Consider the following 21,703-nt stretch of genomic DNA (forward strand, 5'->3'; position numbering starts at 1 on the left):
CGCTTGCTGCATACAGTGGTAAGTGTTCAAGTAAATTTCAGTTGAGCTTAAAGTGAAAAAGCCGGTCTTGCGACCGGCTTTCGCGTTTCTGCGTTACGCGCCAAACGGATGGCGACGCAGAATGGTTTCGTCCCGCTCGGGTCCGGTCGAGATCACGTCGATCGGAATCTCGCAGATTTCCTCGATACGGTGCAGATAGGCACGCGCCTCCTGCGGTAGCGCTTCCCAGGTCTTGGCGCCGAAAGTCGAGGTCGTCCAGCCCGGCATGGATTCAAAAATCGGCTCGCAACGGCTGACTTCATCTGCCCCCATCGGCAGCAGGTCGATACGCTTGCCGTCGAGCATGTAGCCGGTGCAGATCTGCAACTCACGAATGCCGTCGAGCACGTCGAGCTTCGTGATGCACAGACCGGTCACGCCGTTGATGATGATCGAGCGCTTGAGCGCCGCCATGTCGAGCCAGCCGCAACGACGCTTGCGCCCGGTGACCGTGCCGAATTCACGCCCCTTGGTCGACATCTGCTCGCCCGGAGTGGCAGCAGTTTCGATGTCCAGCTCGGTCGGGAACGGGCCCGCACCCACACGCGTGCAATAGGCCTTGGTGATGCCCAGTACGTAATGCAGACGCCCCGGCCCTACGCCCGAACCGGCCGAGGCCTGACCGGCCACGCAGTTGCTGGAGGTCACGAAGGGGTAGGTGCCGTGGTCGATGTCGAGCAGCACGCCCTGTGCGCCTTCGAACAGCAGGTTGCCGCCGTTCTTGTTGACCGCATACAGCTCGGCCGAAACGTCGGCGACCATCGGACGGATCTCGTCAGCATCCGCCATGGCCTGCTCGAATACGGGCTCGAACTCCACCGGCGGCTGGCCGAGCTGGCCGACCAGTACGTGGTTGTGGTGCTCGATGTTTTCGCGCAGCTTGGCGGCAAAACGCTCGCGGTCGAACAGGTCGTACACGCGCAGCGCACGGCGCGCGACCTTGTCTTCGTAGGCTGGGCCGATGCCCTTGCCGGTCGTGCCGATCTTGTCGGCCGGCGCCCGCGCGGCCTCGCGCGCCAGATCGAGCGCGACGTGATACTGCAGGATCAGCGGGCAGCCCGGACTGATGCGCAGGCGATCACGCACCTTGAGACCGCCGGCTTCGAGCTTGCGGATCTCGGACAGCAGGTGGTGCGCATCAAGCACCACACCATTGCCGATGTAGCAGGCCTTGCCTTCGCGCACGATGCCCGAGGGCACCAGGTTGAGCTTGTACTCCTGGTCGCCAATGACCAGCGTGTGACCGGCGTTGTGGCCGCCTTGAAAGCGCACCACGCCATCCGCGTGATCGGTCAGCCAGTCGACGATCTTGCCCTTGCCCTCGTCGCCCCACTGGGTACCGACGACGACTACGTTCTTTGCCATGTTCTTACCTTTCTCCCTGCAGGGCGGTAACGGTCCAGCCGTCCGCACCCCTGACCAGCTGCCGGTCGCAGCCGGCCGCTTTCCAAGTGCCCGTGTGGCCGGGCAGTTCATTGATGACTATTTCGCCGCTCGCACGCAGCGCAGCGACTTTTTCGATCAGTGCAGCATCGCCATCGAGCGGCGCAAGAATGGCGCTCGCCATCGCTTCGCCGCGCATGCGATGCGCGAACTCGCGCAAATCCAGACTGAATCCGGTGGCCGGACGGCCGCGCCCGAAAGCCTCACCGACGCGATCATAACGCCCGCCCAGCGCCAGCGCCGCGGCCGAGCCGCCGGCGTAGGCGGCGAACACGACGCCGCTGTGATAGTGATAACCGCGCAGATCGGCCAGATCGAAGGACAAGGGCAGATCGCCGAGCTGACTGGCAAGCCGGGCCAGTTCGGCCAGCGCCGCGCGCACCTCGGGCAGGGCCGGCAGCACTTCGGCCGCGCGCCCCAACACCTCGCGCCCGCCATAGAGCTGCGGCAGCGCCAGCAGCGCAGAGCGCTGAGGTTCGGCGACATCGGCAAGCATCTCGGCCAGCCCCGGCACATCCTTGGCCTGCAGCAAATCGAACAGCGCCTCTTCGCGCGCAGCGTCGAACCCGGCGCCGGCCGCGAGGGCGCGGAACAGCCCAACGTGCCCGACATCGATCCGTTGGGCCGCGACGCCGCCCAGCGTCATCACATCGGCGAGCAGCCGGATGATCTCGACATCGGCTTCGATGCCGGCGTGGCCATACAGCTCAGCGCCGAGCTGGATGGGCTCGCGCGTTGCGGTCAGCGAGTGCGGCAAGGTGTGCAGTACGCTGCCGCAGTAGCACAACCGCGTCACGCCGCTGTGGTTGATGAGATGAGCATCGATGCGCGCGACCTGCGGCGTCATGTCGGCACGCACCCCCATGGTCCGACCGGAGAGCTGATCGACCAGTTTGAAGGTGCGCAGACTCAGATCCTGGCCAGCGCCAGTGGTCAGCGAATCGAGATACTCGAGCAGCGGCGGCTGCACGAGCTGATAGCCGCGCAGACGGAAGGCGTCGAGCATGCTGCGGCGCAGCTGCTCAATCGCGCCGGCCTCTTCGGGCAGCGCGTCCTGGATGTAGTCGGGGAGAACCCAGCGCATCGTTGTCACACCAGAATCAGGATCAATACGCCGGCCGCGATCGCGGTGAGGCCGACGAAGCGGATCTGCCCGTCAGCAAGACGGGCGATCTGCAAAAAAGCTTCGCGCCAGCGAGCCGGCGCGACGAAAGGAAGAAGGCCTTCGAGGATCAACATCAGCGCGAAGGCCATCAACAGGGACGTGCCCATGGATCAGTTACGTCTCGCTCCGCCCGAATTCTTCAGGTACTTGAAGAATTCCGAACTGGGGTCGACCACCATCACGTCACTCTTGTTGGTGAAGGTGCTGCGGTAGGCATCAAGGCTACGGTAGAAGGCGTAGAACTCGGAATCCTTCTGGAAGGCATTGGCGTAGATCTGGGTTGCACTGGCATCGCCCTCACCCATGACCTTCTGCGCTTCGCGGTAAGCCTCGGCGATGATGACTTCGCGCTGACGATCGGCGTCGGCGCGAATCTGCTCGGCCGTCGCACCACCTTCCGAACGCAGTTCGTTGGCGACACGCTTACGCTCGGCTTCCATGCGGCTGTATACCGATTCGGAAACCTCGGTCGGAAAATCCACCCGCTTGAGACGCACGTCGAGAATCTGCACGCCGATCAGCCGCGCATCGGTATCGGCCCGCACGCGCATGTTTTCCATGATCAGATCGCGTTCGCCCGAGACAACCTCCGGCACGGTACGACGACCGAATTCCTCACGCAGGCCGGAATTCACGGTCTGCAGCAGACGGGTGCGCGCACGCGTCTCATCGCCGGCCACCGACTCGTAGTACAGGCGCGGATCAATGATGCGCCATTTGACGAAATGGTCGACCAGCACGTTCTGCTTCTCGGCCGTGATGAAGCGCTCGGGCTCAGGCGTATCGATGGTCAGAATGCGGCGATCGAAGAAGCGCACGTTCTGGATCAGCGGCATCTTCCAGTTCAGGCCCGGCTCGTCGATGACTTCCTTGACCTCGCCGAGCTGGAACACCACTGCGTACTGGCGCTCATCGACGGTGAACAGCGTCATCGAGGCGAGCACGCCAGCAAGAATCAGTGCGCCGAAGACGATTTGAATGCGGTTGTTCATCAACGGCCTCCCAGATCGCGCGTGCGCATGGCATCGCGATCGCGCGGATCAAGCGGAATCGGCTGGCTCTGGTGTACGCCGGCTACCGGACTGGTGGGTTGCTGCGAGCGCTGGCTCTCGCTCATCGCGGCCGAGCCTCCGCTCTGCCCGAGCAGCTTGTCGAGCGGCATCAGCAGCAGATTGCCGCCGTTGTCGGCATCGATCATCACCTTGCTGGTGTTCGACAGCACCTGCTGCATGGTCTCGATGTACATACGCTCACGCGTCACGCGCGGCGCCTTGGCGTACTGCTCATAGACCTGCGTGAAGCGCGACGCCTCACCTTCGGCATTCGCGATCACGCGTTCGCGGTAGGCGCTGGCCTCTTCAAACAGACGTGCGGCCGTACCACGCGCACGCGGCACCACATCGTTACGGTAGGCCTCACCTTCGTTACGCAGGCGCTCACGGTCCTGACGCGCCCGCACGACGTCCTCAAACGCGGCCTGGACCTGCTCGGGCGGCTGGGCGTTCTGCATCATCACCTGGCTGATCAGGATGCCGGACTGATAGCGGTCGAGAATCTGCTGCATCAGCGCATGGGCCGTCGCACCGATCTCTTCGCGCCCTTCATACAGCACGAAGTCCATGGTGCTCTTGCCGACGATCTCGCGCATTGCGGTTTCGGCAGCCTGGATGACGGACTCGTCCGGCACGCGGACGTTGAATACGTAATCTTCCGGCGACTTGAGGATGTACTGGACGCTGAACTGGATGTTGATGATGTTCTCGTCCTCGGTGATCATCAGCGCCTCGCGCAGGACCTTGTTGCGGTCCGATCCCCGATAGCCCACCTCGACCGTACGCACACCCGACAGGTCCACGATCTCGTGGGTCTCGATCGGATACGGGATACGCCAGCGCAGGCCAGGCTCGGTGGTTTCGATATGCTTGCCGAAACGCAGCACCACGCCTCGCTCGGCGGCATCGACGGTATAGAAACCGCTCGCCAGCCACACCACCACCAGCAAAACCAGCAGGGCACTCAGGCCGCCGCCGATCTGGCGGAACCCGAAATTCGGCATCTTCGGACCACTTCCGTTTCCACCGTTGCCACCGGAACCACCGCCGCGCTTGCCACCAAGCATGCCCGACAGTTTCTGGTTGAAGTCGCGCCAGACGTCTTCGAGGTCCGGCGGACCCTGATTGTCGCCACGGCCGCGGTCACCGCCGCGCCGATCGTCGTCGTTCCCCTGGTTGTTACCCCAGCGAGGATCATTCAGTGACATTGGGAGACCCGTATCAGATTGAAAGGCGTTCAGACCATCATGTCCGGAACTGCGTTCCGGTCATTTGCAGCACTGACGCGTTGCGCTGCTTCGGCCAAAGCATCGCGCAGCAGGGGCACGCCCTCGCCGCTTGCTGCGCTCAAAAAAGCGCCCACGATGTTACCACACTCGTCCCGATTGACCGCCGCAGGGGCGCCGGTCAGATCGATCTTGTTGAAGACCATGATCTGCGGAACATCGCCCGCGCCGATCTCGCGCAACACGTCGTTCACCGCATCGATCTGGGCTTCGCGCTCGGGGCTCGCGGAATCCACCACGTGCAGCAGCAGATCACTGCTGGCAGTCTCTTCCAGCGTGGAATGAAATGCAGCAACCAGCGCGTGCGGCAGATCCCGGATGAAGCCGACGGTATCCGACAGCACGACATCGCCGACCGGCCCGACGTACAGGCGCCGCGAGGTTGTATCGAGTGTTGCGAAGAGCTGGTCTGCGGCATAACTGCCGGCCTTGGTCAGCGAATTGAACAAGGTTGATTTGCCGGCATTGGTGTAGCCCACCAGTGATACCGACAGCACTTCCCGACGATCGCGGCCACGGCGGCGCACCTTGCGCTGCTTCTCGATCTTGGCGAGGCGCTCCTTGAGTGCCTTGACGCGCACACCGAGCAGTCTGCGGTCGGTCTCGAGCTGCTTCTCGCCCGGACCACGCAGGCCGATACCACCCTTCTGGCGCTCGAGGTGAGTCCAGCCGCGCACCAGGCGCGTCGCCAGATGACTGAGCTGAGCCAGCTCGACCTGCAGCTTGCCCTCGTGACTACGCGCACGCAGCGCGAAGATGTCGAGGATCAGCGCGGTGCGGTCGATGACGCGGCACTGCAGAACGCGCTCGAGGTTGCGCTGCTGCGCCGGGGACAGGATGTGGTTGAACACCACCAGGTCGCCCTTGGCGGCAGTCAGTGCAAGCTCGATCTCGGTGACCTTGCCTTTGCCTGCGAACAGTGCCGGATCGGGCCGCGCACGCCGGCCGCCGACAACGCCTTCGACGCTGCCGCCGGCACTCTCGATCAACAGACGGGTTTCGGCCAGGCGATCTTCGAGCATGCCCTGGTCGAGATCGAGCTGGACGAGAATGGCCCGCTCGCCGGACTGAGGCCGATCAAACATGGGAAGTGCTCAGAACGGAATCAGGCGTCACTGCCGTCCTGCTGAATACTGACGGGACGGGCCGGCACAACGGTGGAAATGGCGTGCTTGTACACCATCTGGGTAACGGTGTTCTTGAGCAGTACGACGTACTGGTCGAAGGAGTCGATCTGCCCCTGCAGCTTGATGCCGTTGACCAGATAGATGGACACGGGAATGTGCTCACGCCGCAGAGTGTTCAGGAACGGGTCTTGTAGTAGCTGCCCTTTGTTACTCATTTTTGCTCCTTGAGCATTGGTTTTGTTATGAGGCTGCAGCATAGCATGGTGCGCCGCACCACAATGACAGCGTCCCCCCGCAGGAGTTCAGGTCTTGTCCGCATACGGGTTGTGAGCGGTCTTGAACTGCACCCGCAACGGAGTGCCCTGAAGCTTGAAGGCTTCGGTGAACGTCCGCTCAAGATAGCGCACATACGCCGCCGGCACTTTATCGAGCGCAGACCCGTGCACCACGACGATCGGCGGATTGCTGCCGCCCTGGTGGGCATAGCGCAGCTTGGGGCGGAACACGCCGGCACGCGGCGGCGCCTGCTTGACGAGGGCGGCCTGCAGCACGCGAGTCAGGCGCGGCGTGGCGAGCTTGGCCATGGCGGCCGCGTAAGCGGCATCGACGGACTTCATGACCGCGGCCAGACCGCTGCCCTTGAGCGCCGACACATAGTGGAAGCGCGCAAACGACAGGAAGCCGAGCTTGCGCTCGATATCGCGCTTGACCGTCTCGCGACGGTAATCGTCGATGGCATCCCACTTGTTCACGACCACCACCAGCGCACGACCGGCGTCGACGATGAAACCGGCGATGTGGGCGTCCTGGTCAGCAATGTCCTGCGCGGCGTCCAGCACCAGCACCGCGACGTTGGCTTCCTCGACGGCCTGCAGGGTCTTGATCACCGAGAACTTCTCGATGGCCTCGAAGACCTTGCCCTTGCGGCGCAGGCCGGCCGTGTCGATCAGTGTGTAATGGCGGCCACCACGCTCGAACGGAATTTCGATGGCGTCACGGGTGGTCCCCGGCAGGTCGAAGGCGATGACGCGTTCTTCACCAAGCAGGCCGTTGATCAGCGTGGACTTGCCGACGTTGGGGCGGCCCGCGATGGCAATGCGTGGCCCGCGGGACGGATCCTCGTCGCCCTCGCCATCCACCGGGAACGGCGCCAGCACATCATTGATGACCTGGGTGACGCCGTCACCATGGGTTGCCGAAATCGGCAGCGGTGTGCCCAGCCCGAGCGAATGAAATTCGGCAGCGACCACTTCGCGGCGCATGCCCTCGGCCTTGTTCACGACCAGATGCACGGGGCGCCCCGAACGGCGCAGACGCGCTGCAATCTGCTCGTCGTGCGGCGTCAGACCGACGCGGCCGTCGACCAGGAACAGCAGGACGTCGGCTTCCTCGATGGCGCGCTCAGCCTGCTGCGCCATCTCATGCATGATGCCGGCCTTCACGACCGGATCGAAACCGGCCGTATCCACGACCAGATAATCGCGCTCACCGACTCGGCCGATGCCGTAGTGGCGGTCGCGTGTGAGACCCGGCATGTCCGCAACCAGTGCGTCGCGGGTTCGGGTAAGGCGGTTGAACAACGTCGATTTACCGACGTTGGGGCGTCCTACGAGGACGATGGTGGGTTTCACGTTGACCTTGTGTGTTGTTCTTATTGGATCTCGAAGGCCTGCACCGAACCGTCGCGCGTCTGCACGACGAAGCTGCGCTCGCCCAGACGGCGCGGCGCGGCCTCGATGGCGCCGTCGGCGCGGCCACGGGCAATGAAGCCACCCTGAGTGCGATCGAGCACGTGCACGTAGCCTTCAAAGTCGCCGAATACAACGGCATCACCGACAATCAGCGGACGCGACAGGCGGCGCATGAACATCGGGCCCTGCTTCCACTGGCTGACACCGCTACGGGCGTCGAGACCATGCACGGCGTCGTCGGCAGACGTGATGACGACCATACCGCCGTCACGATCCAGGCCCGTGCTGCTCGAAAACTCGCGCGTCCAGATCACGTTGCGCGAGCGCAGATCGAAGCACGACACGCGCCCCTGATAGGCCACTGCGCAGGCTTCGCTGCTGTTGAGCACGGCGGTGCCGGCAATGTCGGTAACCCGTTCAAGCTCGGTCACACCGCGCGGCGTCGCGACCGTCAGTTCCCACAGCGGGGCGCCATTATCGAGGTTGACCGCAAGCAGCTTTCCGCCCGGGAAACCGACGATGGCAAAGTTGCCCTCGACCTGCATGCCGGCTGTCGCGCGCAGCGACAACGGCGGCACGCTGCGGGAGTAGATCCAGCGGCGCTCACCGTCGGCCGCGTTGAAGCCCAGGATGCGGCTGTCGGATGCGCGCAGCGCGATGGTGCGTTCGGACACTCCCGGCGGCGCGAGCACTTCGACGCCGGCCGGCTTGCGCCACTTCTCGTTGCCGGTTTCGGCGTCGAGCACGATCAGCTCGCCGCGTGAGGAAACCACGGCGACGTTGCGGCCATCGCTGCCGACACCGGCCGTCAGGTCGCTGCCGACATCGCGGCTCCAGCGCGTGCGACCGCCTTCATCAATGCGTGCAACGGTTCCGCCAGCACCTGCGGCGTACACCGAGCCCCCCACCACGGCCGGCTGAAACAAATACCCGTCGCTGCCACCCACTCGCGCCTGCCACAGCGAGCGCATCTCGACCTTGGGCTGGAACTCCGGCGGCTCGGCCGGCTTTGGCGCCTTGGCCGCGAAGGGGTTGAGCGAAGAGCAACCGGACAGGGCGATTCCGGCAACCAGCAACAGCACAGACGTGGGGATGGACCTCATGATTCAGGACTCCAGGGAATCGAGCTTGATGCGGATGATCGAGCGCGCCATGTCCGCCGCCTGCCCGCTCTCGGTGCCGAGCGCAGCCAACGCCGCGTCATAGGCCGCACGCGCGTCGTCACCTCGGCCGGCGGCGCGCAGCACGTCACCCTTGAGATCGTCATAGCGCGCGGACAGCGAAGCTTCCGGCGCCACCGACAGACGTGCCAGCGCCTCATCAAGGCTGCCTTCGTCAAACAACAACACGGCCAGACGCAGACGCGCCAGATCGCGCAGAATTGCATCCCCGCTGTTGTCGACGACCCATTCCAGCTGAGCGCGTGCATTGCGCGAGTCGCCGCCATCCACCTGGACCGCAGCCGACAACAGCGAGCCCAGCGCGGCGTAAGACGAGCCGGAGTGGCGCTCGACCAACTGACCGGCGGCATCGCGCGCCCGCGCAGCGTCACCGGCGGAGGCGGCCTGTTGCACGTCAAAGTACAAGACAGCGGCTTCGGTCGCCTGCTTGTCCTGATACCACTTCCAGCCCTGCCAGCTGACTGAGGCCACAGCGGCCGACACGATCAGGGCAGTCACGTACTTGCCGTACTGCTCCCACCAGGCCTTGATTTGGGAGAGCTGTTCCTGTTCCTCGAGGTCATAGTGCGCCATCGTCTTCCTCGTCTTCCTTGAATAGATATTCGGCTACGGCATCGGCCAACGAATCGAGCGCGATGCGCTGTTGCGCACCCGGCCCACGCAGGGGCTTGAGCCCGACTTCGCCCGCTGCGGCCTCGTCATCGCCGATGATCACGGCGAGCATCGCACCGCTGGCATCGGCCTTCTTCATCTGCGACTTGAAGCTGCCGCCACCACAGTGCATCAGCACGGCAAATCCGAATCCGCGCAAGGCCTCGGCGGCACGGAATGCCACACGCTGCGCCTCGGCACCAGACGCCACGACGTAGACGTCGGGCTGCGGGATATCAGCCTGACCGCCGGACTCCTGCCACAAGGCCAGCAGGCGCTCGATGCCGATTGCGAAACCGGCCGCCGGCACACTTTTGCCGCCAAGCAGCTCAACCAGCGTGTCGTAACGGCCGCCAGCGCAGATCGTACCTTGCGCACCGAGCTTCGTCGTCACCCATTCGAAGACGGTACGGTTGTAGTAATCGAGCCCGCGCACCAGGCGATGATTGATGCGGTATGGAATGCCGGCGTCGCGCAACACGCGCTGCACGCCATCGAAATGCTCAAGCGATTCAGCGCCGAGGTGGTCGAACAGCTTCGGTGCGGCCTCGACGATTTCCTGCAGCGCCGGATTCTTGGTGTCGAGAATGCGCAGCGGATTGGAGTGCAGACGGCGCTTGGCGTCCTCGTCGAGCACGTCCTGATGCTGCTCCAGATAGGCAATCAGCGCCGAACGGTGCGCCTTGCGCTCGTCAGCCGAGCCCAATGAATTGAGCTGCAGTTCGACGTCCTGGATGCCCAGGTCGTCCCACAACCGCGCGCACATCAGAATCAGCTCGGCGTCGATGTCCGGCCCAGCGAAGTTCAGCGCCTCGACCCCGATCTGGTGGAACTGGCGGTAACGCCCCTTCTGCGGACGCTCGTGCCGGAACATCGGCCCGTGATAGTACAAACGCTGGCCACCGGCGTGCAGCAGACCGTGCTGGATCGCGGCGCGCACGCAGGAAGCCGTACCCTCCGGGCGCAACGTGAGGTTTTCGCCGTTGAGTGCGTCCTCGAAGGAGTACATCTCCTTCTCGACGATGTCGGTGACCTCGCCGATGGCGCGCTTGAACAGCGGCGTGTGCTCGACGATGGGCATGCGGATCGGGCGATAGCCATAGCTGCGCAGCCAATCGCGGACGATGTCCTCGAAGTGCTCCCACAATTCGGCGTCGCCGGGCAGGATGTCGTTCATCCCGCGCACGGACTGAAGATTGTTCTGACTCATTGAATGTTTTCGCTGGAGCGGGTCTGCCCCGCCTTTTTCGGATATTTTTTGGCGACGTAGTCGTCGACGAGGGCGCGGAATTCTGCGGAGATGTTGTCACCCCGCAGCGTCACCACCTTCTCGCCATCCACATACACGGGCGCGGCCGGACTCTCGCCGGTACCGGGCAGCGAGATGCCGATATTGGCGTGCTTGCTCTCGCCCGGGCCGTTGACCACACAGCCCATCACCGCCAGCGTGAGGTTCTCGACGCCGTCGCGCTCTTCGCGCCAGATCGGCATCTGCTCACGCACGTAGTTCTGGATGCCGGAGGCCAGCTCCTGGAAGAAGGTGCTGGTGGTGCGCCCGCAACCGGGGCAGGCCGTGACCATCGGCGTGAAGGCCCGCAGGCCCATGGTCTGCAGGATCTCCTGCGCGACGATGACTTCTTCGGTGCGCTTGCCGCCAGGCTCGGGCGTCAGCGACACGCGGATGGTGTCGCCGATGCCTTCCTGCAGCAGCACTGCCAGCGCCGCCGTCGAAGCCACAATGCCCTTGGAACCCATGCCGGCTTCGGTCAGCCCCAGATGCAGTGGGTAATCACAGCGACGCGCCAGATCGCGATACACCGCAATCAGGTCCTGCACGCTGGAGACCTTGGCAGACAGGATGATGCGGTCGCCCGCCAGGCCGTATTCCTCGGCCTTGGCAGCGGATTCGAGGGCGGAAACGATCAGCGCCTCGCGCATCACCGCTCCGGCGTCGCGCGGTTCGGCCAGCTTGGCGTTGGCATCCATGATGCGCGCCAGCACCGACGGATCGAGGCTGCCCCAGTTCACGCCGATGCGCACCGGCTTGTCGTATTTGCAGGCGATCTCGACGATGGCCGCGAACTGCGGATCGCGCTTGGTGCCAGCACCGACGTTGCCGGGGTTGATGCGCAGCTTGGCCAGCGCCTCGGCGCAGGCCGGGTACTTGGTGAGCAGCGTATGACCGTTGTAGTGGAAGTCGCCGACCAGCGGCACGTCCATGTTCAGCGCGAGCAGGCGGTCGCGAATGTGCGGCACGGCCTTCGCAGCTTCTTCGTTGTTGACGGTGATGCGCACCAGTTCCGAGCCGGCGCGTGCAAGCTCAGCCACCTGCATCGCGGTGCCGAGCACATCGGCGGTATCGGTGTTGGTCATCGACTGCACGACGATCGGGGCATCGGAACCGATCAGAACGCCGCCGATGCGCACCTGGCGCGTCAGCCGACGCGCTGCGGACGAGACGAGTTCACTCATGTCTTACTCCACCGTCAAGCGGGCGACTCCGCCCGAAGACGTATGCGGCGCGAGCTCAATGTCGCGCCCTGCGTGCTCTAGCCTCACCCCGGCCGCGTTGCCGATGACGATCGTGAACGGCGGCTGGCCCTGCACGATACGCACAGAGCCTGCGCCGCTGACACCCGCATACAGGCGGCGATCGCGATTGTCCCGCACATCCAGCCAGGATTCCCCCTTCAACCGGAAAACGAGGCGCCCGGGACCGGACGTCACCGCCGTCTCAGCTTCACTGCTGGCGGCGGGCGCTTCCGACACGGCTTCGGCCGCTGGCGCGACAGAGCCTGCATCCAGAGCGGGCGGCTCGACCGGCAACACCTGCTCGGGCAATTGCATCGGCAGCGGCTCGTCGGCCGACAGAGGTGCTACCAGCTCGGGGGGCTGCGGTTGGTCTGTGCCTTCGACAGCATCCTCGTCGAACGGTGGTGCGAAACCCTCCGCTTCGGGCTCGGTCACGGGAGCCGGGGCAACGTCGGAAACCTGCTCGCCGTCTGCCGCATCCGGATTCGGATCAAAGCCGTCGAAATACCACGCGAGTGCGCCGACAAGCACCAACACGAACAAGCCCGGCACCACCAGCCTGCCCATGCGCGAACGCTCGCCCGACATCGGCAGAATGCCTTCGGCATTGGTCATCGGCGCCAGTTCGATCACCGACGCACCGGCGCCCCAGCGCGCAGCCACCATGGAGTCGACGTCGACGCCGAGGTGCCGTCCGTAATTGCGCACGAAGCCCTTTACGAAAGCCGGTCCGGGCAGTTCGGCAAAACGCTCGTCTTCGATCGCTTCAAGCTGCCGCACCGACAGCTTCAGCGCCCTCGCAACATCGGACAGCGACTCGCCGCGCGACTCGCGTGCAGCGCGCAACACGGCGCCCAGCGGCGGAACCTCGTTCCCCGTCTGTTCGCCGATCTCGTTGCCGTCCGTATCGTACTCACTCACTCGTAGTCACCCTTCTTCATCAAAAGGTATTGCGGCGAACTCTTGAAGCGGCCTTCCAGCTGGGCCGCATAACTGGCCTCGGCCGCGCGATTGCCCAGTTTGCGCTCGGCGCGCAGGCCGAGCCACACCGACTCGGCCGTCGGCTCTGCCTGCTGATGCAAGGCGATCAGCAATCGCCGTGCTTCAGCAAACGCACCTTTGCGATACGCGACCTCGGCCATGCCGTACTGCGCCGTAAGGCTGTCGGGCTGCAAGGCCAACGCACGCCGGAAGCGCTGCTCCGCGGCCTCGACTTCGCCGGTCCGCAGATGGCACAAGCCGGCATTGATCTGCGGCCGCACCGGGAAACGGTAATACGGATTGCGCGCGGCAACGTCGAGGCGCCGCAACCCCTCTTGCTCCTCGCCGTTCACGCACAAAAACCAGCCGTAACTGTTGTTGAAATCGGGGTCGTCCGGAGCGGCACTGAGGGCACGTCGAAAGTTCTCACGAGCAGCGCCGTCGTCGCCCAGAAACATATAGACCATGCCCATCAGATGAAACGCAGGAGAAAAGCTGGGCATATGGGCCAAGGCGACTCGCGCCTCGTCGAGCGCGATGTCGTAGCGGCCGATATCGAAATAAGCGGTGCCGAGCTCGACGTGCACCATCGCGCCACGCTCGGATTCGGAGGTGGGCGGCAAGTCGAGCACCGGACGCGCCGCTACCGGTGAGCCGCCACCGAAACCGCTGCTGTCTCCACCCCCACCGCCGGTCGCGCAACCGCCCAACAGCACAACTGCCGACACCGCCATCACCGCCCAAGTGCGCTTCATCCCGAACCCCCTCATGTATTGATCAGTCGCAACGTGCGCCGCGTACGATCCTGCACCTGCCCGGCGAGCTGACCGCAAGCGGCATCGACATCGTCCCCACGCGTGCGACGCGTAGTGGTGACGATGCCGGCGTCGATCAGAATGGCCGCAAAACGCCGGATACGGTCGGCCGACGAGCGTCGGAAATCCGTACCCGGGAATGGGTTAAACGGTATCAGATTGAATTTGCAGGGCACGTCGCGCACCAACTCGACGAGTTCGCGGGCGTGCGCCTCGTCGTCATTGACGCCATCGAGCATGACGTACTCGAAGGTAATGAAATCGCGCGGCGCACGCTCAAGATAGCGGCGGCAGGCAGCCATCAGTTCGACCAGAGGATACTTTTTGTTGATCGGCACCAGCTGGTCGCGCAGCGCGTCATTGGGCGCATGCAGCGACACCGCCAGCGCCACCGGGCACTCATCGCGCAGACGATCCATGGCCGGCACGATGCCCGAAGTCGACACCGTCACGCGACGGCGCGACAGGCCGTAGGCGTTGTCGTCGAGCATCAGACGCAGTGCGGTGACCACGTTGTCGAAGTTGGTCAGCGGCTCGCCCATGCCCATCATCACGACGTTGCTGATGATGCGGCCGTTGTCCTTCTCCCCCGCATCCAGATCTGGCGCGGCATCACGGGCTGCGCCGAGCAGGCGGTTGGCCAGCCACAGCTGACCGATGATCTCGCCCGCCGAAAGATTGCGGTTGAAGCCTTGCTTGCCGGTCGAGCAGAACGCGCAGTCGAGCGCGCAGCCGGCCTGCGACGACACGCACAGCGTGCCGCGGCTGGTCTCGGGGATGAACACCGTCTCGACAGCGTTGGAATTACCGACATCGAGCAGCCACTTGCGCGTGCCATCGGTCGACACACTGTCGCGCACCGGTTGCGGCGCACCGATCACCGCCAGATCCTTGAGCTTGGCGCGCAAGGACTTGGCAACGTCGGTCATGGCGTCGAAATCATCGCAGCCTTCGCGGTGAATCCAGCGCATCACCTGACGCGCGCGGAAGGGCTTCTCGCCCATTTCGGCGAACCAGGCGACGAGGCCGTCGCTATCAAAATCGAGAAGGTTGACCGGCGTACTCATAAGTGGCGAGGCCAACACCCCTGCGGGTGCCGGCCAGCATCCTCAGCGGCTGTGGACGTTCAGGCCCGGGAAGAAGAAGGCGATTTCCGCCGCGGCCGTTTCCGGCGCATCAGAACCATGCACAGCGTTGGCGTCGATGGAGTCGGCGAAGTCGGCGCGGATGGTGCCGGCGTCGGCTTTCTTCGGATCGGTCGCGCCCATCAGGTCGCGGTTCTTGGCGATGGCGCCTTCACCTTCCAGAGCCTGCACCATGACCGGACCGGAAATCATGAACGACACCAGGTCCTTGAAGAACGGACGCTCTTTGTGCACACCGTAGAACTGGGCAGCCTCACGCTCGGACAGGTGCATCATGCGGGCAGCCACAACCTTCAGGCCGGCGCCTTCAAAGCGCTGGTAGATCTGGCCGATCACGTTCTTGGCAACGGCGTCGGGCTTGATGATGGAAAGAGTGCGTTCGATGGCCATGCGGAATCTCCGGTGAGCTGGTCTGTCGTCGTGGACAGAGGGTGTGGATAAAGCCCTGTAGTTTAACAGCGAAGCCTCGCTTTCTCACGCGCTTTCGGCGCCAGCGCGACCCCGTCAACCGCCCTCTGCATGAAAGCCGGTCGCCTGATAGATGTCGCGCAACAGATCCGCTCCGATCCGCTGTGCCGCGCTACGGTGCACCGGCAGCAAGGCACGCCGGAAAGCTTCGCGCTCGGCCGCCGACAATTCGTAAATCCGGGTCGTGCCAGCCGCGCGGATGGCCGCCAGCGCCGCCATGTTTTCCTCGCGGGCAATGTGGTTGGCGTAGTAGGTAGCTTCGCGCATGGCGCGCTCGAGCTGACGTCGCAGGCTGCGCGGCAGGTTGTCCCAGAAACGCTTGTTCACGATCACGGCATAGCCGAGATAGCCGTGCTCGGTCAGCGTCAGATGCTCCTGCACCTCATGCATGCGCTGCGTGTAGAGGTTGGAATGCGGGTTCTCAGTGCCATCGACGACTCCCACCTGCAGTGCTTCATACACGTCGGAGAAGGCCATCATGTGCGGCACCGCACCAAGCGCCAGCATCTGCTCCTCGATCACGCGCGACGACTGGATGCGCATACGCTTTCCGACCAGATCAGCCGGTGTATGGATCGGCGTGTTGGCCGAGAAAGACTTGAAACCGTTATCCCAGAACGCCAGCCCCTTGATGCCACGGACTTCCAGCAATTCGAGCAGGCGCTCGCCGATATCGCCCTCGGTCACCGCACGCAAGGCTTCGCGGTTTTCGAAGATATAAGGGAGATCGAAAACTTCGAATGCGGTTGCACCCAGGACACTGAACTTGGCCAGCGACGGCGCCAGCATCTGCACGGCGCCAAGCTGCAAGGCTTCCATTTCCTCACGGTCCGCATACAGCGAGCTGTTGGCATAGACCTCGACCTTTACGCGGCCCTCGGTCAGCTCCTGCGCGCGACGCGCGAAGAATTCAGCCGCCTTGCCTTTCGGCGCATCGGGCGCAACGACATGACTGAACCGAATGATGATCGGCTCTTCCGCCCATGCCGACGCCCCCAGGGCGCCGAAACACATGGACAACAAGAGCGGCATGAGATATCTCACTGCTTTGCCTCCTGCGGCCGTCAGGCCGCACAATGACCACGATACCGAAGCGCCCCGGATACATGGACACCAGCACGCCGTCTGTCAGCCCCGCCCATCATTGGGCAGCACGCCTGCCCTATGCGGCGCTGGTGCTGTTCGTGCTGCTGATCGGCGCCCTCATCTGGCTCACCCGCATGCACGACGTGGACAGTCAGCGTCACACGCTGATCAGCGACGTACTGTGGATGGAACAGAGCCTGCAGTTCCAGCTCGACCGCAACGCCGCGCAACTCGCACAGCTTGGCCCGGAGCTGGTTGTCAGCGACATCGCCCCCCAGACCGATGCCCGCCTGCGCCAGATGCTGCGCGCCGAAAACGGTCTGACCCGCGTGGTCTGGCTCGACGAAGCGGGCAATATCCTCGGCGTCCTGCCACCGCTATCGGAAGCGCCGGACGGCAGTGCCAGCATCGGCCTGCAAGCCGTCATCGACCCCGACCTATCCCGCCTCGCCCGCACCATCGGGCGCCCGGTCTACGGGCCAGTCTATTCGTCAGCAGGCGGCGGTCACCAGTTTGAAGTGCATATCCCGGCGTTCTCCGACTCCGGCCTGCTCGGCATCAGCGTCGGAGTGTACTCGCTCGAAGGCCTGCTCGCGCGCGAACTGCCGTGGTGGTTCACGGAAAAATACCGGGTCAGCGTCTCCGATTCGGAAGGCCGCGAAATCACCGCGCGCTCCCGCGTAGCACCACTCTCCGACACCCATTCCTACACCATGCCGTTCGACCCGCCGGGTCACGGGCTGATGTTGCAGATCACGGCCTACAAAGGCGATATCCGCTGGATTCCGGTCATTCTGATCAGCTCGATACTCGCGCTGGCCATCATCCTGCTGTGGAGCTTCTGGCAACTTCGGCTGCAGCTCAAGCGCCGACTCGCCGCCGAACAGGCGCTGCGCGGCGAGACGCTGTTCCGCAAGGCCATGGAGGATTCACTCCTTACCGGCCTGCGCGCGCGCGACCTCGCCGGGCGCATCACCTACGTCAATCCGGCCTTCTGCAACATGGTCGGGTTCAGCGCGCAGGAACTCATCGGCCTGCGCCCGCCAATGCCCTACTGGCACCCGGATCACATCGAACGCCTGCAGGAGATCCACGACATGATCCTGTCGGGCCAGGGCCCGCGCGCCGGCGTCGAGGTCAAGCTGCGGCGCAAGAACGGTGAAGACATCGACGCCCTGATCTTCGAGGCGCCGCTGATCGACGCTTCCGGGCGGCAAACTGGCTGGATGGGTTCGATCATGGACATCACCGAGCGCAAGCGCGCCCGGGAACTCGCGCGCCAGCAGGACGACCGGCTGCAGGCCACCTCGCGCCTGATCACCATGGGCGAAATGGCCTCGACCCTGGCCCACGAACTGAACCAGCCGCTAGCCGCCATCAACACCTACAACAGCGGCTGCCTAAACCGCCTGGCCGAAGGCGATGCCGACATCGAGGAACTGCGCGAGGTGCACGAGAAGATTGCCCGTCAGGCCTATCGCGCGGCCGCCATCATCCATCGCGTGCATGACTTCGTGCGCCGCTCCGAACCCAAGCGCGAGCGCATCACCCTCAACGAGGTCATCCGCGAAGCCATCGAGCTGATGGACGCCGACGCCCGCAAGCGCCAGATGCGCATCGTGCTGCATCTGGCGCCGGGCATGCCCACGCTCACCGCAGACCCGGTGATGATCGAGCAGCTCGTCGTCAATCTCGTGCGCAACGGCATGGACGCCGTCGCCGGCCTGCCGGCCGAGCGCCGCAGCATCACCGTGACCACTCAGGAAAAGAACGGCAACCTGATCATGCGCGTGGCCGACCGCGGCCCCGGCATCGACCCTGACCACGCCAAGCGCCTGTTCGAGCCATTCTTCTCGACCAAGCAGGAAGGCATGGGCATGGGGCTCAACATCTGCCGCTCCATTGCCGAACTGCATCATGGCCGTCTCGCCTTCGAGGCCGGCACAGACGGCGGCGCCGTCTTTGTCCTCACCCTACCCGTCGAACTGGAACCCGCCCCGGCATGAATACACCCTGCGCACACATCGTTGACGACGACGAAGCCATCCGCGACGCCCTGCAATGGCTGCTCAAGACCCGCAAGATGCCCTGCACCACATGGGCCAGCGCCGAAGAGTTTCTCGGCGCCATCGGCCACGACTGGGCCGGCTGCGTGGTGCTCGACATCCGCATGGAGGGCATGAGCGGCCTGGAGTGCTTCGACGCACTCCGAAGCCGCGGCAACACCCTGCCGGTGATCTTCATCACCGGCCACGGCGACGTGCCGATGGCGGTGGCTGCGCTCAAGAACGGCGCCCACGACTTCATCGAGAAGCCCTTCAACGATGGCGATCTGATCGCGGTCATCCAGCGCGCCATGGAAATCGACGCCGAGCACCGCCAGGCTCAGAGCGCCAGTCAGGTCGTGAGCGAGCGGCTCACGCTGCTCACCACGCGCGAGCGTGAAGTCATGACGCTGATTCTCGAAGGCAAGTACAACAAGGTCATCGCGGACGAACTGAACATCTCGATGCGTACCGTCGAGGCCCATCGCTCGCGCATCTTCGAGAAGATGTCGGTGCGCTCGGCGGTAGAGCTGGCGCAGATGCTCAAGGGCGCGGCGCTCTAGCCTCGCACCCACTCCGGTAGCAGACCGGCCTCTCCCGCCGCGCAAGCGGCTTCCGGCGCGAAGCCGATCTCGGCGATCCACACCGGGTCGCCGTCGAGATACAGCACCGGAAGCCGCCCTCGCAACCAGGCCGGCACGCCGGCTTCCTGGCACAGGTTCTTGAAGGTATGTCGCGGCCGGCCTGCGGCGCTGCACATGCGCAGCCCTTCGCGACGCACATCGAACAGCACCTCGGACGCGGCATGCAGACGCGACAGGCTCAGCCCCTCGCCAGGTCGCTCAAGCAACCGCAACCGGCCCGCACCCCACGGCAGCTCCCTCTCGCCAAGCCAGCGCACGGCACTTGGCTCTGCGCCCAGCCCCGGCTCGATCCACACCTCTTCTCGGTGCACGCAGCACGCAGCCTCGCCCAACGGCAGATAGAGCGAGCCTGCGGCGCTTTCACGCAGCTGGCGCGCGGTCTCGACCAGACGTGCGCGCGACGAGGCTTCGAGACCCAGTGCATGGATGCGCACGCGGATCAGATTGCGCAGCCGCGGCTCGGGCAAGGCCCGCAAGGCATCGATGCGCAGCCGCTCACCACCGCAGGCGGCAGCATCCAGGCCAGCGAGTTCCGCCAGCAGGGCATCGGCCTCGCGGAAATTGACGGCCGAGCGCGCAAGCATGGCCGAGGCGGCCGGAAACGCCGATTCGATGCGCGGCAGGATGTCGTGACGCAGGAAGTTTCGGGTGTGGCGCGGATCGGCATTGCTCTCGTCCTCAACCCACTGCAGGGCATGCGCCCGCGCGTAATCGAGGATCTCCGTCCGGCGCGTACCGAGCAGCGGCCGCAACCGCCTTGCCTCGATGGCGCTCATTGCCGCCGCACCGCGCACGCCGGCGCCACGCAGCAGCCGAAACAGCACCGTTTCGGCCTGATCATCCTGATGATGGCCAAACACCTGCCAGTCAGCCGATACCCCCGCAAGGGCGGCATGGCGCGCCGTGCGCGCCGCTGCCTCAAGGCCATCCGGGTGATCGCGCTCGACCGTAACGTGCAATGCCGAAAACGGAATCTCAAGCTGCCTGCACAGCGCGGCGCAATGCGTCAGCCAGCGATCGGCATGCGGGCTGAGGCCGTGATGAACGTGAGCGGCAGAAACAGAAAAGCCGGCCGCAGAACGCAGGCCGGCCAGCACATGCAGCAGGACGACGGAATCGACACCGCCCGAGAGGGCGACGCACAACCGGCTGCCGGCAACAATGCCGGCCTCACCCAGCACCGCCGCAACGCGTGCGGCGAGCGGGGCCTCAGGCGGCGCTTGCGTCCTTGAAGCGGCCATAGCTCATCAGGCGTTCGAAACGTCGCTCGACGAGCTCTTCGGCAGTCAGGTCGGCGACCTGGCGCAGGGCCTCCTGCAGCGCCTTGTGCAGACGCGAAGCCGTATCAACGTGGTCGCGATGCGCGCCGCCGACCGGCTCCGGCACGACAGTGTCGATCAGACCCAAGCCGAGCAGACGATCCGCGGTAATGCCCATGGCTTCGGCCGCAACCGAGGCCTTCTCCGCACTCTTCCACAGAATGGAAGCGCAGCCTTCGGGCGAGATCACGGAATATGTGGCGTTCTGCAGCATCAGCACCTGATCGCCGACCGCGATGGCCAGCGCTCCGCCCGAACCGCCCTCACCGATCACGGTGGAAATGATCGGTACCTTGAGCTCTGCCATCACATACAGATTGCGGCCAATGGCCTCGGACTGCCCACGCTCTTCGGCGCCGATACCCGGGTAGGCACCCGGGGTGTCGATGAAGGTGAAGATCGGCAGCCCGAACTTCTCGGCCAGTCGCATCAGACGCAAGGCCTTGCGATAGCCCTCGGGGCGCGGCATGCCGAAGTTGCGCGCAATCTTTTCCTTGGTGTCACGCCCCTTCTGGTGGCCGATGACGACACAGCCCTGACCATTGAAGCGCGCCAGACCACCGACGATGGCCTTGTCGTCGGCAAAGCCGCGGTCGCCATGCAACTCCTGGAAGTCGGTGAACATGTGCTGCACGTAATCGAAGGTATACGGCCGCTGCGGGTGACGGGCGACCTGCGAGATCTGCCAGGGTTGCAGCTTGGCGTAGAGCTCGCGGGTGAGCGACTCACTCTTCTTCTCAAGCCGCGCGATCTCCCCCGAGATGTCGACCGCGGGATCGTCCTGCACGAAACGCAGTTGCGCGATCTTTTCTTCGAGTTCGGCAATCGGCCGTTCGAACTCCAGAAAGGTGGTTTTCATCATTGCTGCCCCAGCATGTCCGGTTGGCGGCCTGCATCGAGCTGCCCGAGTCGGCAGCGCGCATGACCGTGAAACCTCGCATTGTAAACACATCGCTTCGATGCACGCATGCTGCGAGCACCCTGCCGATATGACAACGGGCGCCATCGGCGCCCGTTGTGTCCTGCCGTTTCA

General features: G+C 64.5%; 21 protein-coding genes. 2 read left to right on the top strand and 19 right to left on the bottom strand.

The window, feature by feature from the left end:
- Nucleotides 1–93: 93 nt before the first annotated feature.
- The 17 genes from AC6H0N_RS13115 to AC6H0N_RS13195 form a co-directional block, all read right to left on the bottom strand.
- Nucleotides 94–1,404 carry an adenylosuccinate synthase gene (locus AC6H0N_RS13115; protein WP_497574559.1) on the bottom strand — a complete coding sequence of 437 codons (1,311 nt, stop codon included), beginning with the start codon at nucleotides 1,402–1,404 and terminating at the stop codon, nucleotides 94–96.
- 4 nt (nucleotides 1,405–1,408) lie between these two features.
- The gene (locus AC6H0N_RS13120; protein ID WP_497574560.1) at nucleotides 1,409–2,566 is read right to left on the bottom strand and encodes an ATP phosphoribosyltransferase regulatory subunit; all 1,158 of its coding nucleotides are present in this window, start codon (nucleotides 2,564–2,566) and stop codon (nucleotides 1,409–1,411) included.
- 5 nt (nucleotides 2,567–2,571) lie between these two features.
- Nucleotides 2,572–2,754 carry a DUF2065 domain-containing protein gene (locus AC6H0N_RS13125; protein WP_497574561.1) on the bottom strand — a complete coding sequence of 61 codons (183 nt, stop codon included), beginning with the start codon at nucleotides 2,752–2,754 and terminating at the stop codon, nucleotides 2,572–2,574.
- 3 nt (nucleotides 2,755–2,757) lie between these two features.
- Entirely contained in the window at nucleotides 2,758–3,639 is an 882-nt protein-coding gene (gene hflC, locus AC6H0N_RS13130) for a protease modulator HflC (RefSeq protein WP_497574562.1), read from the bottom strand.
- On the bottom strand, nucleotides 3,639–4,907 hold the full coding sequence (gene hflK, locus AC6H0N_RS13135) for an FtsH protease activity modulator HflK (RefSeq protein ID WP_497574563.1): 1,269 nt from the start codon (nucleotides 4,905–4,907) through the stop codon (nucleotides 3,639–3,641). Before hflK ends, hflC begins: the two co-directional genes overlap by 1 nt.
- A gap of 29 nt (nucleotides 4,908–4,936) precedes the next feature.
- Entirely contained in the window at nucleotides 4,937–6,070 is a 1,134-nt protein-coding gene (hflX, locus tag AC6H0N_RS13140) for a ribosome rescue GTPase HflX (protein ID WP_497574564.1), read from the bottom strand.
- Nucleotides 6,071–6,090: 20 nt separating this feature from the next.
- The gene (gene hfq / locus AC6H0N_RS13145) at nucleotides 6,091–6,327 is read right to left on the bottom strand and encodes an RNA chaperone Hfq (protein WP_497574565.1); all 237 of its coding nucleotides are present in this window, start codon (nucleotides 6,325–6,327) and stop codon (nucleotides 6,091–6,093) included.
- 87 nt (nucleotides 6,328–6,414) lie between these two features.
- The gene (der, locus tag AC6H0N_RS13150; RefSeq protein ID WP_497574566.1) at nucleotides 6,415–7,743 is read right to left on the bottom strand and encodes a ribosome biogenesis GTPase Der; all 1,329 of its coding nucleotides are present in this window, start codon (nucleotides 7,741–7,743) and stop codon (nucleotides 6,415–6,417) included.
- Between the two features lie 20 nt (nucleotides 7,744–7,763).
- Nucleotides 7,764–8,906 carry an outer membrane protein assembly factor BamB gene (gene bamB / locus AC6H0N_RS13155; RefSeq protein ID WP_497574567.1) on the bottom strand — a complete coding sequence of 381 codons (1,143 nt, stop codon included), beginning with the start codon at nucleotides 8,904–8,906 and terminating at the stop codon, nucleotides 7,764–7,766.
- A 3-nt stretch (nucleotides 8,907–8,909) separates the two neighbouring features.
- The gene (locus tag AC6H0N_RS13160) at nucleotides 8,910–9,557 is read right to left on the bottom strand and encodes a YfgM family protein (protein ID WP_497574568.1); all 648 of its coding nucleotides are present in this window, start codon (nucleotides 9,555–9,557) and stop codon (nucleotides 8,910–8,912) included.
- Nucleotides 9,544–10,845, bottom strand: coding sequence for a histidine--tRNA ligase (gene hisS, locus AC6H0N_RS13165; protein ID WP_497574569.1), 1,302 nt, complete (start codon nucleotides 10,843–10,845; stop codon nucleotides 9,544–9,546). The genes AC6H0N_RS13160 and hisS overlap by 14 nt, the downstream gene beginning before the upstream one ends.
- A complete protein-coding gene (gene ispG, locus AC6H0N_RS13170; protein ID WP_497574570.1) occupies nucleotides 10,842–12,107 on the bottom strand; it encodes a flavodoxin-dependent (E)-4-hydroxy-3-methylbut-2-enyl-diphosphate synthase in 1,266 nt (421 codons plus the stop codon). Before ispG ends, hisS begins: the two co-directional genes overlap by 4 nt.
- Nucleotides 12,108–12,110: 3 nt before the next feature.
- Nucleotides 12,111–13,088, bottom strand: a complete 978-nt coding sequence (locus AC6H0N_RS13175) for a RodZ domain-containing protein (protein ID WP_497574571.1) — start codon at nucleotides 13,086–13,088, stop codon at nucleotides 12,111–12,113.
- Nucleotides 13,085–13,903 carry a type IV pilus biogenesis/stability protein PilW gene (pilW, locus tag AC6H0N_RS13180; RefSeq protein WP_497574572.1) on the bottom strand — a complete coding sequence of 273 codons (819 nt, stop codon included), beginning with the start codon at nucleotides 13,901–13,903 and terminating at the stop codon, nucleotides 13,085–13,087. Before pilW ends, AC6H0N_RS13175 begins: the two co-directional genes overlap by 4 nt.
- Nucleotides 13,904–13,914: 11 nt before the next feature.
- Complete coding sequence (gene rlmN, locus AC6H0N_RS13185; RefSeq protein ID WP_497574573.1) at nucleotides 13,915–15,030, bottom strand: dual-specificity RNA methyltransferase RlmN; 1,116 nt, start codon at nucleotides 15,028–15,030, stop codon at nucleotides 13,915–13,917.
- 42 nt (nucleotides 15,031–15,072) lie between these two features.
- Nucleotides 15,073–15,498, bottom strand: coding sequence for a nucleoside-diphosphate kinase (gene ndk / locus AC6H0N_RS13190; RefSeq protein ID WP_497574574.1), 426 nt, complete (start codon nucleotides 15,496–15,498; stop codon nucleotides 15,073–15,075).
- 114 nt (nucleotides 15,499–15,612) lie between these two features.
- A complete protein-coding gene (locus AC6H0N_RS13195) occupies nucleotides 15,613–16,608 on the bottom strand; it encodes a TRAP transporter substrate-binding protein (protein ID WP_497574603.1) in 996 nt (331 codons plus the stop codon).
- A 74-nt stretch (nucleotides 16,609–16,682) separates the two neighbouring features.
- Between AC6H0N_RS13195 and AC6H0N_RS13200 the strand changes: the two genes are divergently transcribed.
- Nucleotides 16,683–18,668: a sensor histidine kinase gene (locus AC6H0N_RS13200; RefSeq protein WP_497574575.1), complete on the top strand. Its 1,986-nt coding sequence runs from the start codon at nucleotides 16,683–16,685 to the stop codon at nucleotides 18,666–18,668.
- Entirely contained in the window at nucleotides 18,665–19,270 is a 606-nt protein-coding gene (locus tag AC6H0N_RS13205; RefSeq protein ID WP_497574576.1) for a response regulator transcription factor, read from the top strand. Before AC6H0N_RS13200 ends, AC6H0N_RS13205 begins: the two co-directional genes overlap by 4 nt.
- On the opposite strand, the gene tilS is transcribed toward AC6H0N_RS13205, so the two are convergent.
- A complete protein-coding gene (gene tilS, locus AC6H0N_RS13210) occupies nucleotides 19,267–20,592 on the bottom strand; it encodes a tRNA lysidine(34) synthetase TilS (RefSeq protein WP_497574577.1) in 1,326 nt (441 codons plus the stop codon). The two genes, AC6H0N_RS13205 and tilS, sit on opposite strands and share 4 nt — an antisense overlap.
- Nucleotides 20,561–21,529: an acetyl-CoA carboxylase carboxyltransferase subunit alpha gene (locus tag AC6H0N_RS13215; protein ID WP_497574604.1), complete on the bottom strand. Its 969-nt coding sequence runs from the start codon at nucleotides 21,527–21,529 to the stop codon at nucleotides 20,561–20,563. The genes tilS and AC6H0N_RS13215 overlap by 32 nt, the downstream gene beginning before the upstream one ends.
- Between the last annotated feature and the right edge of the window lie 174 nt (nucleotides 21,530–21,703).

The sequence above is a fragment of the Pseudazoarcus sp. NS34 genome (assembly GCF_059703725.1).

Excerpts from the sequence above, each read along its gene's own strand:
- hflK (WP_497574563.1), bottom strand. The coding sequence starts at position 4,907 with ATGTCACTGAATGATCCTCGCTGGGGTAACAACCAGGGGAACGACGAC.
- AC6H0N_RS13125 (WP_497574561.1), bottom strand. The coding sequence starts at position 2,754 with ATGGGCACGTCCCTGTTGATGGCCTTCGCGCTGATGTTGATCCTCGAA.
- rlmN (WP_497574573.1), bottom strand. The coding sequence starts at position 15,030 with ATGAGTACGCCGGTCAACCTTCTCGATTTTGATAGCGACGGCCTCGTC.
- AC6H0N_RS13160 (WP_497574568.1), bottom strand. The coding sequence starts at position 9,557 with ATGGCGCACTATGACCTCGAGGAACAGGAACAGCTCTCCCAAATCAAG.
- hisS (WP_497574569.1), bottom strand. The coding sequence starts at position 10,845 with ATGAGTCAGAACAATCTTCAGTCCGTGCGCGGGATGAACGACATCCTG.
- tilS (WP_497574577.1), bottom strand. The coding sequence starts at position 20,592 with ATGGCCGCTTCAAGGACGCAAGCGCCGCCTGAGGCCCCGCTCGCCGCA.
- AC6H0N_RS13115 (WP_497574559.1), bottom strand. The coding sequence starts at position 1,404 with ATGGCAAAGAACGTAGTCGTCGTCGGTACCCAGTGGGGCGACGAGGGC.
- ispG (WP_497574570.1), bottom strand. The coding sequence starts at position 12,107 with ATGAGTGAACTCGTCTCGTCCGCAGCGCGTCGGCTGACGCGCCAGGTG.
- ndk (WP_497574574.1), bottom strand. The coding sequence starts at position 15,498 with ATGGCCATCGAACGCACTCTTTCCATCATCAAGCCCGACGCCGTTGCC.
- pilW (WP_497574572.1), bottom strand. The coding sequence starts at position 13,903 with ATGAAGCGCACTTGGGCGGTGATGGCGGTGTCGGCAGTTGTGCTGTTG.
- AC6H0N_RS13200 (WP_497574575.1), top strand. The coding sequence starts at position 16,683 with ATGGACACCAGCACGCCGTCTGTCAGCCCCGCCCATCATTGGGCAGCA.
- hfq (WP_497574565.1), bottom strand. The coding sequence starts at position 6,327 with ATGAGTAACAAAGGGCAGCTACTACAAGACCCGTTCCTGAACACTCTG.
- AC6H0N_RS13215 (WP_497574604.1), bottom strand. The coding sequence starts at position 21,529 with ATGAAAACCACCTTTCTGGAGTTCGAACGGCCGATTGCCGAACTCGAA.
- AC6H0N_RS13120 (WP_497574560.1), bottom strand. The coding sequence starts at position 2,566 with ATGCGCTGGGTTCTCCCCGACTACATCCAGGACGCGCTGCCCGAAGAG.
- hflC (WP_497574562.1), bottom strand. The coding sequence starts at position 3,639 with ATGAACAACCGCATTCAAATCGTCTTCGGCGCACTGATTCTTGCTGGC.
- AC6H0N_RS13205 (WP_497574576.1), top strand. The coding sequence starts at position 18,665 with ATGAATACACCCTGCGCACACATCGTTGACGACGACGAAGCCATCCGC.
- AC6H0N_RS13195 (WP_497574603.1), bottom strand. The coding sequence starts at position 16,608 with ATGCCGCTCTTGTTGTCCATGTGTTTCGGCGCCCTGGGGGCGTCGGCA.
- hflX (WP_497574564.1), bottom strand. The coding sequence starts at position 6,070 with ATGTTTGATCGGCCTCAGTCCGGCGAGCGGGCCATTCTCGTCCAGCTC.
- bamB (WP_497574567.1), bottom strand. The coding sequence starts at position 8,906 with ATGAGGTCCATCCCCACGTCTGTGCTGTTGCTGGTTGCCGGAATCGCC.